The following is a 14,301-nucleotide window of genomic DNA, read 5'->3' as shown; positions in this document are numbered from 1 at the left end:
TCAGAACAGGCCGGTGGCCGAGAACCTCAGGACGAGCTGGGGCGCTCCGGAGAGGGCGATGCCGAGGACCGCCGTCAGCGCGATGGCCGCGGTGAGCGGGGCCGGGACGCGGTGCTTGACGGGCTCTCCCTCGGGGGCGCGGAACAGGAGCGCGGTCCACTGGAGGTAGTAGAACAGCGCGATCACCACGTTCACGGCCATCACCACGGCGAGCCAGCCCAGGCCCGCGTCGACCGCGGCCGAGAAGACCGTGACCTTCGCGAAGAGGCCGATGATGCCGGGCGGCAGACCGGCGAGGCAGAGCAGGAAGAAAGCCAGGACCAGGGCGGCCAGGGGGCTGCGCGCGTACAGGCCGCGGTAGTCGCTGACGCGGTTCAGGCGCTGTGCGCGGCCGACGAGGGCCGCCACGGCGAAGGCTCCGAGGTTCACGGCCGCGTACATCAGGGCGTACGCGACGGTGGAGCCGACGGCCTTCTCGGCACCTGCGGCGTCGTCGGCGTATCCGGCGGCGGCGATCGGCACCAGGAGGTAGCCCGCCTGCCCGACCGAGGACCAGGCCAGGAGGCGCACCGCGCTGTACGCGCGCGTGGCCTGCTGCCGCAGTGCGGCGACGTTGCCCGCGGTCATGGTGAGCGCGGCGAGGACGGCGAGTGCCGGGCCCCAGACGTCCGCGTACGAGGGGAAGGCGACGACGGTGACGAGGATGAGCCCGGTGAAGCCGACGGCCTTGCCGACGACGGAAAGGTAGGCGGCGACCGGAAGGGGCGCGCCCACGTAGGTGTCGGGCACCCAGAAGTGGAAGGGGACGGCCGCCACCTTGAAGGCGAAGCCGACCAGGGTCAGGGCGACGCCGGTCTGGGCGAGCGTGTGCAGCTGGCCGTCGATGTTCTGGGGGTCTTGGAGCTTGGTGGCGATCTCCGTGAGGTGCAGGGTGCCGGTCGCCGCGTACACGAAGCTGACGCCCATGAGGCTCACCGCGGTCGCGGTGACCGAGGACAGGAAGAACTTCAGGGACGCTTCGGAGGAGCGCTTGTCGCCGTGCCTGAGGCCGACGAGGGCGAAGGCCGGCAGGGAGGCGACCTCCAGGGCGACGATGAGCGTCGCGAGGTCGCGCGAGGCGGGCAGCAGGGCGGCGCCCGCCGCGGAGGAGAGCAGCAGGAACCAGAACTCCCCTTCGGGGAGTTCGCCCTTGGATCCCTTGGCGTCCTTGAGGGTGCTCATGGAGAGCAGGGCGGCGAGCAGGGCGCCGCCGAGGACGAGGAGTTGGATGACCAGGGTGAAGCGGTCGGCGGTATAGCTGCACGCCTGCGTGCCGCCGCCGGTCAGGCAGAACGTCGAGCGGTCCTCGTCCAGGAGGGGCAGCAGGGTGAGCGCGGCCGCGGCCAGGCCCGCCACGGAGATCCAGCCGAGCAGGGCCTTCTTGCCGTCGGCCACGAAGAGGTCGGCGACGAGCACGAGGAGGCCGACGACCGCCGCGACGGTCGGCGGTGCGATCGCGACCCAGTCGACGGACTGGACGAGGCTTGCGGCGCTTTCGGCGGCCACGGTCACGACTTGCCTCCAGTGAGGAGCTTCTGCACGGCCGGGTCGGTCAGGCCGAGGAGGGCCGCGGGCCAGAGTCCGGCGAGGACGGTGAGGGCGACGAGCGGAGTCCAGGCCGCGAACTCGTAGCCGTGGACGTCGGCGAGGGCCTTGGGCGCGGGCTCGTCGCTCGCGACCCGCGGCGTCGGGCCCATGCAGACACGGCGTACGACGATGAGCATGTACGCGGCGGTGAGCAGCGTGCCGAAGGCCGCGATCGCCATGAAGGTGAGGAAGGCGGGGCGGCTCAGGTCGTCGGCGGGCTTGAACGCGCCGAACAGCGCGAGCATTTCGCCCCAGAACCCGGCGAGGCCCGGCAGACCGAGCGAGGCGACGGCGCCGAAGGCGAGGAGGCCGCCGAGGCGGGGCGCCTTGCCGTAGAGCGCCGCGCCGGACTCCTGCGCGAGGGAGTCGAGGTCGGTCGTGCCGGTGCGGTCCTTGAGCGCGCCGACGAGGAAGAAGAGCAGACCCGTGATGAGGCCGTGGGCGATGTTGGCGAACAGCGCGCCGTTCACGCCGGTCGGGCTCATCGTCGCGATGCCGAGCAGCACGAAGCCCATGTGACCGACGGACGAGTACGCGATGAGGCGCTTGAGGTCGCCCTTCGCTCCCTGCTTGGCGAGCGCGAGGCAGGCCAGGGATCCGTAGATGATCCCGACGACCGCGAAGGCCGCGAGGTACGGCGCGAACTCCCGCATTCCGTCGGGTGCGATGGGGAGGATGATCCGGACGAACCCGTACGTACCCATCTTCAGCAGGACGCCGGCCAGCAGGACCGAGCCGACGGTGGGCGCGGCGGTGTGGGCGTCCGGCAGCCAGCTGTGCAGCGGCCACATCGGCGTCTTGACCGCGAGCCCGATCCCGATCGCCAGAACGGCGATGACCTGCACGGACGTGGTCAGACCCCGGCCGTTGTCAGTGGCGAGTGCCACCATGTCGAATGTGCCGGACCTGAGCCCGATGAGGAGGAGGCCGAGCAGCATCACGACGGAGCCGAGCAGCGTGTAGAGGATGAACTTCCAGGCCGCCTGCGTGCGTTGCTCACCGCCCCAGCGGGCGATGAGGAAGTACATCGGGATGAGCACCATCTCGAACGCCAGGAAGAACAGCAGCAGATCGAGGACGGCGAAGGTCGCGAGGGTGCCGGACTCGAGCACGAGGATCAGTGCCACGAATGCCTTGGGGGACGGGCCCGACGGCATTTTGAAGTACGAGTACAGCGCGCAGAGGAAGGTCAGCAGCGCGGTCAGGACCAGAAGGGGGAGCGAGATGCCGTCGATGCCGAGATGGATGCGCACGTCGAGTGCGGGGATCCAGCTGATATCGGTCGTGGCCTGCATCGTCGAGGGCTGGTCGTGGTCGAAGCCGAGCGCGAGGACGATCGCGGCGATGAGGATCGCGCCGGTCACGGTCACACCGTGGCGGAGCACGGCCTGGTCGGGTGACTTCCCCTTCAGTCCGGGCGGGGCCGGGAGGAGAGCCGCCACGGCGCCGATGAGCGGGCCGACGACGATCAACGCCAGAAGAAACTGCATCACGGACTCACTGATACCGATCACGGCTGCTCACGCTCCGGCGGTGGCGACGAGGACGGCGGCGACGGCCAGGACGACCGTGCCTGCGAGCAGCGCGCTCAGATAGGTCTGCACGTTGCCGGTCTGCGTGCGGCGGACCGCCGCGCCGAGCCAGCGGGGTGCCGCGCCCGCGCCGCGTACGTACGTCTCCACGACCTCGCGGTCGAGGAAGCGGACGAGGCGCGCGGAGGCCTGGACGGGCCGTACGAACAGGGCGGCGTAGACGGCGTCGAGGTGGAAGCCGACGGCGGCGTGGCGGTGCAGCGGGCCGAGCAGCAGGCGGCCGGGGTCGGCCGGGTCGGGTGCCGAGGCCAGGTCTCCGTACGCGGGGGCGTGGGTGGCGATGGCCTCCGCCTCGACGAGGCCGCCGTCGCCGTCCGGGGTCGCGGCGACCGCGCCCATCGGGACCCGGGCGGCGAGCGACGTGGTGTGCCGCCACGCGCCGTAGGTGACGAGGGCTCCGACGAGGGCGAAGCCCGTGCCCAGGACCGAGGTCGTGAGCGTCGGGGCGAGTGCGTGGCCGTCGAACCAGTCCGGCAGGACGCCGACGGCGAGACCGAAGGCGAGGGAGGGGACGGCGAGCACCCAGAGCACGGCGGTCATGGCGATCGGCTGCTTCCCGTGGTCGGGGGCCTCGGCTCCCCTGCCGTGGAAGGCGAGCAGCCACAGACGCGTCGCGTAGGCGGCGGTGAGGAGGGCGGTGAGCAGACCGGCGACCAGGACGATCCAGCCCGCCGCGGTGGGCGCGGACTCGGCGTGGCCCGTGACCGTGTGCTCGGCGGCGCCGAGCACCGCCTCCTTGGAGAAGAAGCCGCTGAACGGCGGGATCGCGGCGAGCGCGAGGAGCGCCACGGTCATCGTCCAGTAGGCGTCCGGGACGCGGTCGCGCAGCCCCTTCATGCGGGACATGGCGGCAAGGGAGTTGGTGCCGGCGGCGTGGATGATCACGCCCGCCGCGAGGAACAGGAGCGCCTTGAAGGCGCCGTGCGACAGGAGGTGGAAGACGGCGGCACCGCGGTCGCCGACGGCGAGGGCGCCGGTCATGTAGCCGAGCTGGCCGATCGTCGAGTACGCGAGGACGCGCTTGATGTCGTCCTGGGCGAGCGCGGCGAGGGCCGAGCCCGCCATGGTCACGGCGGCCATGACGGCGAGGACGACCAGGGCCGCCGCGGAGGCGGCGAAGACCGGGAGGAGCCGGGCCACGAAGTAGACACCGGCGGCGACCATCGTCGCGGCGTGGATCAGCGCGGAGACGGGCGTGGGGCCCGCCATCGCGTCGGGCAGCCAGGTGTGCAGCGGGAACTGCGCGGACTTGCCGGCCACGCCCGCGAGGAGCAGCAGCGCGATCAGGGTCGGGTGGTCGAGGCCGCCGTCCGCGACCGTCGCGAGGATCGTCGTGATGCGGAACGAGCCCGTGTCGACGGCGAGCGCGAACAGGCCGATCAGGAAGGGGACATCACCGAGCTTGGTGACCAGGAACGCCTTCAGAGAGGCCGCGCGTGCCTCGGGCGTCTCCCAGTAGTGGCCGACCAGGAAGTACGAGCAGATGCCCATGATCTCCCAGCCGACCAGGAGCACCATCAGGTCGCCGGAGTAGACGACGAGCAGCATCGCGGAGGTGAAGAGGGAGACGAGAGCGGCGTACGAGGGGTAGCGCGGGTCCTCGCGGAGGTAGCCCGTCGAGTAGATCTGCACGCACGAGGCGACGACGCCGACCAGGACGGCGACGAGGGCGGCGAAACCGTCGATGTGCAGGGCGAGCTCGATGGGGACCGAGCCCGTCGGGGTGAGTTCGGTGGCGGCGTCGAGCGGGGCCGTCCCGCCGCCGGTGCCGCCGCCCTGGCGGACGGCCACGAGCACGGCGAGGAGCAGGGCCGTGAGGGTGGGCAGCACCGCGAGGGGGCGTACGAGGCCGGGGACCGTGCGGCCGAGCAGCAGGCCCGCGACCGCGCCCAGGAACGGAAGGAGGGGGACGAGGACGGCGAGGGTGGTCGTGGTCACGCGGTGGCCTCAGCCTTCTGCGACGTCTGCGCCTGCTGCGTCTTCTGCGACTTCTGTGCCTGGGTGGGCTCTTCGGCGGTGGCGCCCTCGGCGTCGTCGTCGCCGTCGTCGGGGTCGTCGGGGCCCTCGGCGGTGTCGCGGAGGTCGTCGACGGCGGAGCTGCCGCGGTTGCGGTAGACCGCCAGGACGATCGCGAGGCCGATGCCGATCTCGGCCGCGGCGATGGCGATGGTGAAGAGGGTCAGGGCCTGTCCCGCGTGGAGGGAGTCGCGGAGCCAGACGTCGAAGGCGACCAGGTTGAGGTTGACGGCGTTGAGCATCAGCTCGACGGACATCAGGACCAGGATCGCGTTGCGGCGGGCGAGCACGCCGTACAGGCCGACGCAGAAGAGGAGGACGGCGAGGACGGCGGGATAGGCGAGGTGGAGGTGCATCAGCGGTTCTCCTCCTGGTCCTGGGCGTGGTCCTGGGCGGCCTTCTTGCGGGACAGGACGATCGCGCCGACGAGGGCGGCGAGCAGGAGGACCGAGAGCGCCTCGAAGGGGAGCACCCAGTGCCGGAAGAGGATCGATCCGGTCACGTCGGTGGAGCCCTGGGCGGCGCCGTCCAGGTCGATCACCGTGGTGCGGAAGGCGTCCACGACGACCCAGACCAGGGCGGCGGCAGCGGCGAGCGCCACGGCGAGCGCGACCGGGCGGTTGCCCGAGTCGGCGTCCGGGGAGCGGCCGATGGGCGCCCTGGTGAGCATCAGTCCGAAGAGGAGGAGGACGACGACGGAACCGACGTAGATGAGGACCTGCACCCAGGCGATGAACTCGGCGGTCAGCAGGAGGTACTCGACGGCGAGGCCGCCGAGCGCGACCACCAGCCACAGCGCGGCGTGCACCAGCTGCTTGGTCGTGACGGTGACGACCGCCGCGCCGAGGGTGACGAGGCCGACCAGGAGGAAGGCGATCTCGACGCCGGTCGGGGAGAGGAAGCCGTGGGTCCCGGCGGCCTTCGCGGCCGTCGTGGAGGCTGCTGCGAACGTCACGCGTCCCCCTGCGGTCCGGGCTCGGACGTCTCTTGGGCGCCGGCCTGCTCGGCCGCCGCCTGCTCGGCGGCGGCCAGTTTCTCGGCGGCCTTGCGGGCGGCGGCGAGTTCCTTCGGCTCCTCGGCGCCGGGGTCCAGGGCGGGCGGGGCGGGGACCGTCCACATCCACTCGCGGAGCTTGTCGCGCTCGTGGGTGAGTTCGTGGATGTCGGTCTCGGCGTACTCGAACTCCGGGGACCAGAACAGGGCGTCGAAGGGGCAGACCTCGATGCAGATGCCGCAGTACATGCAGAGGGAGAAGTCGATGGCGAAGCGGTCGAGGACGTTGCGGCTGCGCTCGCGCCCGCCGGGGGCGGCGGGCGGCACCGTCTCCTTGTGGGAGTCGATGTAGATGCACCAGTCCGGGCACTCGCGGGCGCACAGCATGCAGACCGTGCAGTTCTCCTCGAACAGGCCGATGACGCCGCGGGTGCGGGGCGGCAGTTCGGGCTGGTGCTCCGGGTACTGCTCGGTGACGGTCTTCCTCGTCATCGTGCGGAGGGTGACGGCGAGGCCCTTGGCCAGGCCGGATCCGGGGATGCGGGACCGGGTGGGCGGGAGAGAGGGGGCCATGGTTAGGAGATCGCCACCTTCACGATTCCGGTGAGCGCGATCTGCGCGAGGGCGAGCGGGACGAGGAGGGTCCAGGAGAACTTCTGGAGCTGGTCCTCGCGGAGACGGGGGTAGGACACGCGCAGCCAGATGACCACGAAGGCGAGGACGGCCGTCTTCAGCAGGGTCCAGACCCAGCCGAGGCCGTCGGCGCCCCAGGGGCCGTGCCAGCCGCCGAGGAACAGGACGGTGGTCAGGCCGCACAGGACGACGATTCCGGCGTACTCGGCGAGGAGGAAGAGGGCGAAGCGCAGGCCCGTGTACTCGGTGTAGGCGCCGAAGATGATCTCGGAGTCGGCGACCGGCATGTCGAAGGGCGGGCGCTGCAGTTCGGCGAGGCCCGCGACGAAGAAGACGAGCGCGCCGACGATCTGCCAGGGCAGCCACCACCACTCGAAGGCGTCGACGATGCCGGGCAGGGAGACCGTTCCCGCGGCCATCGCGACCGAGGCGGCGGCGAGCAGCATCGGGAGTTCGTAGGCGAGGAGCTGGGCGGCGGTGCGGAGGCCGCCGAGGAGGGAGAACTTGTTGGCGCTGGCCCAGCCGGCCATGAGCGAGCCGAGTACGCCGACGCCCATCACCGCGAGCACGAAGAAGATGCCCGCGTCGACGACCTCGCCGACCGCGCCCTCGCCGGGGCCGATCGGGATCGCCACGAGTACGAGGAGGTAGGGCAGGAGGGCGATCGCGGGGGCCAGTTGGAAGACGCGGCGGTCGGCCTCGGCCGGGACGACGTCTTCCTTCTGGGCGAACTTGACGCCGTCGGCGACGAGTTGGGCCCAGCCGTGGAAGCCGCCGGCGTACATGGGGCCGAGGCGGCCCTGCATGTGGGCCATCACCTTGTGTTCGGTCTGGCCGATGACGAGGGGCAGGACCAGGAACACCGCGAAGACGATGACGAGGCGCAAGGCGACGTCGAGGGCGTCGTTCACTCGGTGCCTCCGGGGCATTCGTCGGTCTGGGGCGTGGCGTCGGTCTGGGGCGCGGGCGTGGCCTCGGGGTCAGGCTCGGGGTTGGCCTCAGGGGCAGGCTTGGGCTCGGGATCAGGCTCGGGCTCGGCGTCGGGCTTGAGGTCGGGCTCCGGCTTTGCCGCCGCCTCGGGCTCGGGCTCCGTCACGGGCTCAGGCTCCGCCTCGGCCTCCGGCTTGGGGGTCGGGGGCTTGGCTGGGGTCGGTTGCTCGGTCGGGGCGGGCTTGTCCGGGGCGGGCTTGTCCGGGGTGTCGAAGGCCGGGCGGGCGTGGTGCCACGGGGCGTCGGAGGTACGCGGAGCCGAGGGCTGCGCGGGCTTCGGCTTCGCCTCGGAGGTGAGCTCCGGCTTCACCTCAGGCGTGAGCTCCGGCTTCGGCTCGGGGGTCGCCCCCGAGGCTGCTTCCGGCTTCGGCTCCGGGGCGCCCGCCTGGGAGGTTTCCGGCTTCGGTTCCGAGGGGGGCGTCGCCGCCCTCTGGGATGCCGAGCCCTGGCTCACGCTGCGCGAGCGCCTCGGGGGGCGGGCTGCCGGGGCCTCCGGCTGACCCGTGGTGGGCTGTGCCCCGGTGGTGGGCTGTGCCCCGGTGGTGGGCTGTGCCCCGGTGGTGGGCTGAGCCCCAGTGGTGGGCTGAGCCCCAGTGGTGGGCCGGGCCTCGGCGGTCGGCTGGGTTCCTGCCGTGGCCTGGCTTGCCGAGCCCTGGCTGACCGAGCGGGTTCTGCGGGGCGGGCGTTCGCCCCCCGCCGCGCGGCCCGCGGCGCCGGCGCCCGCGCCCGCCGCCCGCCCCGCCCCGCGCGCCGGACGTGCCGGAGCCGCCGGGAGTTGGCCCTTCAGGGGGCCCCACTCGTTCGGGTCGGGGACGCCGGGCGGGAGCATCTGGCGGCGCTTGGGGCCGCCGTGCTCCGACTCCCCCGGCTCCTTGGCGCCCGGCCAGGCCTTCGCGACGCGGGCGGCGAGCACGAAGTCCTTGCGCAGGGGGTGGCCTTCGAAGCTCTCGGGGAGGAGAAGCGGCGTCAGGCCGGGGTGACCGTCGAACGTCACGCCGAACATCTCGTGCGTCTCGCGCTCGTGCCAGGCCGCGCCCGCGTACACGTCGACCGCGGAGGCGAGCACCGGGGCGTCGTGCGGGACCGTCGTACGGAGGAGGAGGCGTCGTACCGGGGAGAGCGCGACGACGTGGGCGGCGACGCGGAAGCCCGTGCCCGGTTCGTCGACCGCGCTCAGCCAGTCGAAGTAGGTGCAGGAGAGCGTGGTGCGGGCGGTCTCCAGGGCCGTGGTCCAGGAGGCCGCGGGGACGTCGACCGTCAGGACGTCGTACGACTCCTCGGCCGTGGCCTCCTCGCCGAAGAGCTCCTCGACGGGGCTCGGCAGCCAGCCGGTCATGCCGTGGCCTCCCCCGGCGCGGGCGGCTTCACGAGGCCGCTCTGCAGCGCGGCCGCCGAGGGGCGGGCGCCGGATCCGTTGCCGTACCGCTCCCCCAGCGACTCCCGCGCGATCTTCTCCTGGAGCTTGAGGATGCCCTGGAGCAGCGCCTCGGGGCGGGGCGGGCAGCCGGGCACGTACACGTCGACGGGGATGATCTGGTCGACGCCCTTGGTGACGGAGTACGAGTCCCAGTAGGGGCCGCCGCAGTTGGAGCAGGCGCCGAAGGAGATGACGTACTTCGGCTCGGGCATCTGCTCGTACAGGCGCTTGACGGCCGGGGCCATCTTGTCGGTGACGGTGCCGGAGACGACCATCAGGTCGGCCTGGCGCGGGCCCGGTGCGAACGGGATCACGCCGAGGCGGATGAAGTCGTGGCGGGCCATCGACGCGGCGATGAACTCGATGGCGCAGCAGGCGAGGCCGAAGTTGAAGACCCAGAGCGAGTAGCGGCGGCCCCAGTTGAGGACCACCTTCATCGGCTCAGGGGCGAGGCGGGCGAGCGCGCCCAGCCTCTTCGGCTCGGGGAGCGGCACGGGCTCGTGCGGGACGGGCTCGTGCGGCACGGGCTCGGGCAGAACGGGCTCGGGGGTCACGTCCACGTCAGGACGCCCTTCTTGTATGCGTACAGCAGGCCCACGGCGAGGAAGCCGAGGAAGATGAACATCTCCACGAGCGTCGTCGCGCCGTAGCCGGGCTCGGCGAAGACCGTCGCCCAGGGGAAGAGGAAGATCGAGTCGACGGCAAAGATCACGTAGAGGAACGCGTAGACGTAGTAGCGGACCTGGGTGTGGGCCCAGCCCTCACCGACGGGGTCGACACCGCACTCGTACGTCAGGAGTTTCTCCGGGGTCGGCACCACCGGGCGCAGCAGCCGTCCCGCGCCGAAGGCGACGGCGACGAACAGCACGCCCACGACGGCGAGCAGCCCGACGACGGAGTACGACTGGTAGTAGCTCGCCGCGACGCTCGTCACGTGCACGTCAGCCCCTCACTCACGTCAGCCCCTCACTCACGTCGGCCTTCACTCCTGACCGTCCTCGTTGTCGACCTGTTCGACGATCTGTACGCACGGGAGTCTAGGGCCTGCTAAAGCCTCGGTAAGCAGAGCGTCACGCATCCGTCAGGGCACAAGGTCACGCTTCGGTCAGAGCGGAACGTCCCGTCAGGCCCCGCCGGGGGTGGGGTTATCCCCCCTCCGTCCTGGCGGCCGTCCTCATGGCGTCGCGGCGGCGGGGCGGGCACCCTTGCGCGTATGACCGCAAGCACCACGTCCCCGCACGACGACCGCCCGGCGCCCGCGTTCTTCGCGTACAACGGGAGCACCTGGAAGGAGGTCGCCCACCTCCTCGCGAACCTCCCGATCGGCATCGTCGGCTTCGTCTACGCGGTGTCCTCGCTGGCCCTGGGTGTCGGCCTGACCGTGACGGTCGTCGGTCTGCCGCTGCTCGCGGTGGCGCTGCAAGGCGCGCGCCTGCTGGGCCGGTTCGAGCGGGCGCGGGCCAGGAAGCTGCTCGGCGTGCGGGTGGACGAGCCGAGCCGGATGCCGGGGTTCGGCGGGCACGGCTTCCTCGGCTGGCTGTGGTCGAGCGTGAAGGACCCGGTGGGCTGGCGGACCATGCTGTACGCGTTCATCCGGCTGCCCTGGGCCGTGCTCACCTTCGGCGTGACCCTGGTGGGGCTCATCGTGCTCTGGCCGGTGCTGCCCTTCGTGGTGCGCGGCCTCGCCAACGTCGACCGGGCGATGGTGCGCGGACTGCTCTGCCCCTCCGACGAGTTGGAGCGGCGCATCGCCGAACTGGAGTCCGACCGGGGCGTGGTCGTGGACACCGCCGCCGCCGATCTGCGCCGCATCGAGCGCGATCTGCACGACGGCGCGCAGGCCCGCCTGGTCGCCCTCGCCATGGGGCTCGGCCTCGCCAAGGAGAAGCTCCTGGAGGACCCCGACGCCGCGGCGGCGATGGTCGACGAGGCGCACGGCGAGGTGAAGCTGGCCCTCCAGGAGCTGCGCGACCTGGCCCGCGGCATCCACCCCGCGGTCCTCACCGACCGTGGCCTGAACGCGGCGCTCTCCTCGCTGGCCGCCCGCTGCACCGTGCCGGTGAAGGTGACCGCCGACCTGCCGACGCGCCCCGCGGCCGCCATCGAGGGCATCGCGTACTTCACGGTCTCCGAGCTCCTGCAGAACATCAGCAAACACAGCGGCGCGCGGACGGCGAGCGTCGAGGTGTGGCGGGCGCGGGACCGGCTGCTCATCCAGGTGTGGGACGACGGGCGCGGCGGGGCCGGCCTCGACGGCGGCACCGGTATGGCCGGGCTCGCGGACCGGCTCGGTGCGGTCGACGGGCTCTTCGTGATCGACTCTCCGGTGGGCGGGCCCACGACGATCACGGCGGAGCTCCCGTGGCGCGAGCGCGCGGGCGACACCGCCGCGCCCCGCTCCTCGCCCCGGAGGTAGGGAAAACCCCCGGTCGAAGACGCCGACGCGCTCCATGGTCCGAGACCGCCCCCGAGGGGAGTCTTGAACCACGGCGACCAGACAGCTCGCGCAGGACGACCAGACAGCTCGCGCAGGACTTGAGAAGCAGAAGCAGGACTTGAGAAGCAGAAACGGACGGCAACGATGGCCACGGAGTACGGACAGGGGTACGCGCACATGGACCGGCCGGACTCCCGGGAAGGCGACGTCGAGCGGCGGCGGCACCGGCTGCCCGCGGGGCTGCGCGCACCAATCGAGGCCCGCGCCTGGAAGGAGTTCGGGTACACCCTGCTGAGCCTGCCGATCGGCATCGCGACCTTCGTCTTCGCGATCACGATGCTCTCGCTCGGCGCGGGTCTGCTGATCACCTTCATCGGCATCCCGGTGCTCGCGGCCGGTCTGGCCGGCTGCCGTGGCATCGGCGCCCTGGAGCGGACCCGGGCGCGGGCGCTGCTCGACCTGGACGTCGCGTCCCCCGAGCCGCTGCGCCCCAAGAACGGCGGCGCGCTCGCGCTGATCGGGGCCGTGCTCAAGAGCGGTGCGTCCTGGCGGCACACGCTCTACTCGCTGATCCTGATGCCGTGGTCGATCTTCTCCTCCGTCGTGGCCACGGTCTTCTGGTCGATGGGCTGGCTGCTCCTCACGTACCCGGTGTGGTTCTGGCTCTTCCCGATGTACGGGGGCCAAGGCGGCCTCCAGCTGTACGGCGACGACAACCACAGCGTCTATCTCGACAACCCCTTCGAGATCGGCGTCACTACGGCGATCGGCCTGCTGATCACGCTGGCCGCCCCGTGGATCCTGCGGGCCCTGACGACCGTGGACCGCGTGCTGGTGTTCGGGCTGCTCGGCCCCTCGCGGCTCGCGAGCCGCGTCGTCGAGCTGGAGTCGGACCGCGGCGTGGTCGTGGACACCGCCGCCGCCGACCTGCGCCGCATCGAGCGCGATCTGCACGACGGCGCGCAGGCCCGCCTGGTCGCCCTCGCCATGGACCTGGGTCTGGCCAAGGAGAAGCTGGCCGAGGACCCGCAGGCCGCGGCGCGCATGGTGGACGAGGCGCACGGCGAGGTGAAGGTCGCCCTCCAGGAGCTGCGCGACCTGGCCCGCGGCATCCACCCCGCGGTCCTCACCGACCGGGGTCTGGACGCGGCGCTCTCCGCGCTGGCCGCCCGCTGCACGGTGCCGGTCCAGGTGGAGGTGGACCTGACGAGCCGCCCCGCGGCCGCCATCGAGGGCATCGCGTACTTCACGGTCTCCGAGCTCCTGCAGAACATCAGCAAGCACAGCCGCGCGACGCAGGGCTCCGTCGACGTCTGGCGGGCCGATGACCGGCTGATGCTCCAGGTCACCGACAACGGCACCGGCGGCGCCGACGTCTCGGCGGGCTCCGGTCTCGCGGGGCTCGCCGAACGGCTCGACGCGGTCGACGGGATCCTGGTGGTCGACTCCCCCGCGGGCGGTCCGACCACGGTCACGGCCGAGCTGCCGTGGCGCCAGGCCTGACGCCCGGGCCCGCCTCCCGCCCCCGCGCGGCCCCCGGTTCGCACGCCGAACCGGGGGCCGCGCGTGTCGGGGCGACGACAGAGCGGCGCCGGAGGGGCCGGGCAGTCCGGCCACGAGCCGGTGGGCCGCCGCGGATCGCGCGATACTGAGGTGCCGAGTGTTCGTCCGACGCGAGAGGCGTCGGAGGGGCGCGGGCCAGACAAGCGCGCCGGGGGGCCAAAAAGTGGAGGAAAAAGTGCGGGTGGTCATCGCCGAGGATTCAGTGCTGCTTCGGGAGGGCCTGACCCGGCTGCTGACCGACCGCGGGCACGACGTGGTCGCCGGTGTGGGCGATGCGGAGGCTCTGATCAAGACCATCACCGAGCTCGCCGCGCAGGACGCCCTGCCGGACGTGGTCGTCGCCGACGTACGGATGCCTCCGACACACACCGACGAGGGGGTGCGGGCCGCGGTGTATCTGCGCCACCAGCATCCGGGGCTCGGGGTCCTGGTCCTTTCGCAGTACGTCGAGGAGCAGTACGCGACCGAGCTGCTCGCCGGGTCGAGCCGGGGCGTGGGCTATCTGCTCAAGGACCGGGTCGCGGAGGTGCGGGAGTTCGTCGACGCGGTGGTGCGGGTGGCCGAGGGCGGCACGGCGCTCGACCCGGAGGTCGTGGCGCAGCTGCTCGGCCGCAGCCGCAAGCAGGACGTGCTCGCCGGGCTTACACCGCGCGAGCGCGAGGTACTCGGCCTGATGGCCGAAGGACGGACGAACTCGGCGATCGCCCGGCAGCTCGTGGTGAGCGACGGCGCCGTCGAGAAGCACGTGAGCAACATCTTCCTGAAGCTCGGCCTGTCCCAGAGTGACGGGGATCACCGCCGGGTGCTCGCGGTCCTCACCTACCTCAACTCATGACGAACTGACACCCTGTCAGATATCGCCCGGGGCCGAAAACCACACACAGCCACAGCCGTATCAGCCACAGTTCAGCGCCACAGTCAGGTACAGACAGCCGAAGTGAAGTCCTAGAACCAAAGGATGAGCGGGGAGCGTCATCCACGAAGGGGCGGGGGGCGAGGCAAACCATGGCAGATCAGGGCATCAGGGCGTCTCA

At 71.9% G+C, this 14,301-nt stretch carries 13 protein-coding genes; 3 read left to right on the top strand and 10 right to left on the bottom strand.

Annotated features, from left to right (window positions below; all coding sequences use genetic code 11):
* From ACZ4D5_RS17295 to ACZ4D5_RS17250, 10 genes are read right to left on the bottom strand one after another with little or no spacing between them, the layout of a single operon-like run.
* Nucleotides 1–1,551 carry an NADH-quinone oxidoreductase subunit N gene (locus ACZ4D5_RS17295; RefSeq protein ID WP_467773229.1) on the bottom strand — a complete coding sequence of 517 codons (1,551 nt, stop codon included), beginning with the start codon at nt 1,549–1,551 and terminating at the stop codon, nt 1–3.
* On the bottom strand, nt 1,548–3,140 hold the full coding sequence (locus tag ACZ4D5_RS17290; protein WP_467773228.1) for an NADH-quinone oxidoreductase subunit M: 1,593 nt from the start codon (nt 3,138–3,140) through the stop codon (nt 1,548–1,550). Before ACZ4D5_RS17290 ends, ACZ4D5_RS17295 begins: the two co-directional genes overlap by 4 nt.
* Nucleotides 3,141–3,146: 6 nt before the next feature.
* Nucleotides 3,147–5,156 carry an NADH-quinone oxidoreductase subunit 5 family protein gene (locus tag ACZ4D5_RS17285; RefSeq protein ID WP_467773227.1) on the bottom strand — a complete coding sequence of 670 codons (2,010 nt, stop codon included), beginning with the start codon at nt 5,154–5,156 and terminating at the stop codon, nt 3,147–3,149.
* A complete protein-coding gene (nuoK, locus tag ACZ4D5_RS17280) occupies nt 5,153–5,590 on the bottom strand; it encodes an NADH-quinone oxidoreductase subunit NuoK (protein WP_467773226.1) in 438 nt (145 codons plus the stop codon). The genes ACZ4D5_RS17285 and nuoK overlap by 4 nt, the downstream gene beginning before the upstream one ends.
* Nucleotides 5,590–6,189 (bottom strand): NADH-quinone oxidoreductase subunit J family protein, encoded by a 600-nt coding sequence (locus ACZ4D5_RS17275; protein ID WP_467773225.1) that lies wholly within the window; start codon nt 6,187–6,189, stop codon nt 5,590–5,592. Before ACZ4D5_RS17275 ends, nuoK begins: the two co-directional genes overlap by 1 nt.
* Nucleotides 6,186–6,800, bottom strand: a complete 615-nt coding sequence (locus ACZ4D5_RS17270; RefSeq protein ID WP_467773224.1) for a NuoI/complex I 23 kDa subunit family protein — start codon at nt 6,798–6,800, stop codon at nt 6,186–6,188. The genes ACZ4D5_RS17275 and ACZ4D5_RS17270 overlap by 4 nt, the downstream gene beginning before the upstream one ends.
* 2 nt (nt 6,801–6,802) lie before the next feature.
* Nucleotides 6,803–7,771, bottom strand: coding sequence for a complex I subunit 1/NuoH family protein (locus ACZ4D5_RS17265; protein WP_467773223.1), 969 nt, complete (start codon nt 7,769–7,771; stop codon nt 6,803–6,805).
* A complete protein-coding gene (locus ACZ4D5_RS17260) occupies nt 7,768–9,186 on the bottom strand; it encodes an NADH-quinone oxidoreductase subunit C (protein ID WP_467773222.1) in 1,419 nt (472 codons plus the stop codon). The genes ACZ4D5_RS17265 and ACZ4D5_RS17260 overlap by 4 nt, the downstream gene beginning before the upstream one ends.
* Nucleotides 9,183–9,827: an NADH-quinone oxidoreductase subunit B gene (locus tag ACZ4D5_RS17255; RefSeq protein ID WP_467773221.1), complete on the bottom strand. Its 645-nt coding sequence runs from the start codon at nt 9,825–9,827 to the stop codon at nt 9,183–9,185. The genes ACZ4D5_RS17260 and ACZ4D5_RS17255 overlap by 4 nt, the downstream gene beginning before the upstream one ends.
* Entirely contained in the window at nt 9,818–10,207 is a 390-nt protein-coding gene (locus ACZ4D5_RS17250; protein ID WP_467773220.1) for an NADH-quinone oxidoreductase subunit A, read from the bottom strand. The genes ACZ4D5_RS17255 and ACZ4D5_RS17250 overlap by 10 nt, the downstream gene beginning before the upstream one ends.
* 273 nt (nt 10,208–10,480) lie before the next feature.
* Here ACZ4D5_RS17250 and ACZ4D5_RS17245 point away from each other — a divergent pair, with 273 nt between their 5' ends.
* From ACZ4D5_RS17245 to ACZ4D5_RS17235, 3 genes are all read left to right on the top strand, one after another.
* Nucleotides 10,481–11,683 (top strand): sensor histidine kinase, encoded by a 1,203-nt coding sequence (locus ACZ4D5_RS17245; RefSeq protein ID WP_467773219.1) that lies wholly within the window; start codon nt 10,481–10,483, stop codon nt 11,681–11,683.
* Nucleotides 11,684–11,848: 165 nt separating this feature from the next.
* Entirely contained in the window at nt 11,849–13,207 is a 1,359-nt protein-coding gene (locus ACZ4D5_RS17240; protein WP_467773218.1) for a sensor histidine kinase, read from the top strand.
* Between the two features lie 235 nt (nt 13,208–13,442).
* Entirely contained in the window at nt 13,443–14,102 is a 660-nt protein-coding gene (locus tag ACZ4D5_RS17235) for a LuxR C-terminal-related transcriptional regulator (protein WP_467773217.1), read from the top strand.
* The last annotated feature ends 199 nt before the right edge of the window (nt 14,103–14,301 follow it).

The sequence above is a fragment of the Streptomyces sp. NPDC025651 genome (assembly GCF_055558735.1).
This window is presented reverse-complemented; position numbering and strand designations above follow the sequence as displayed.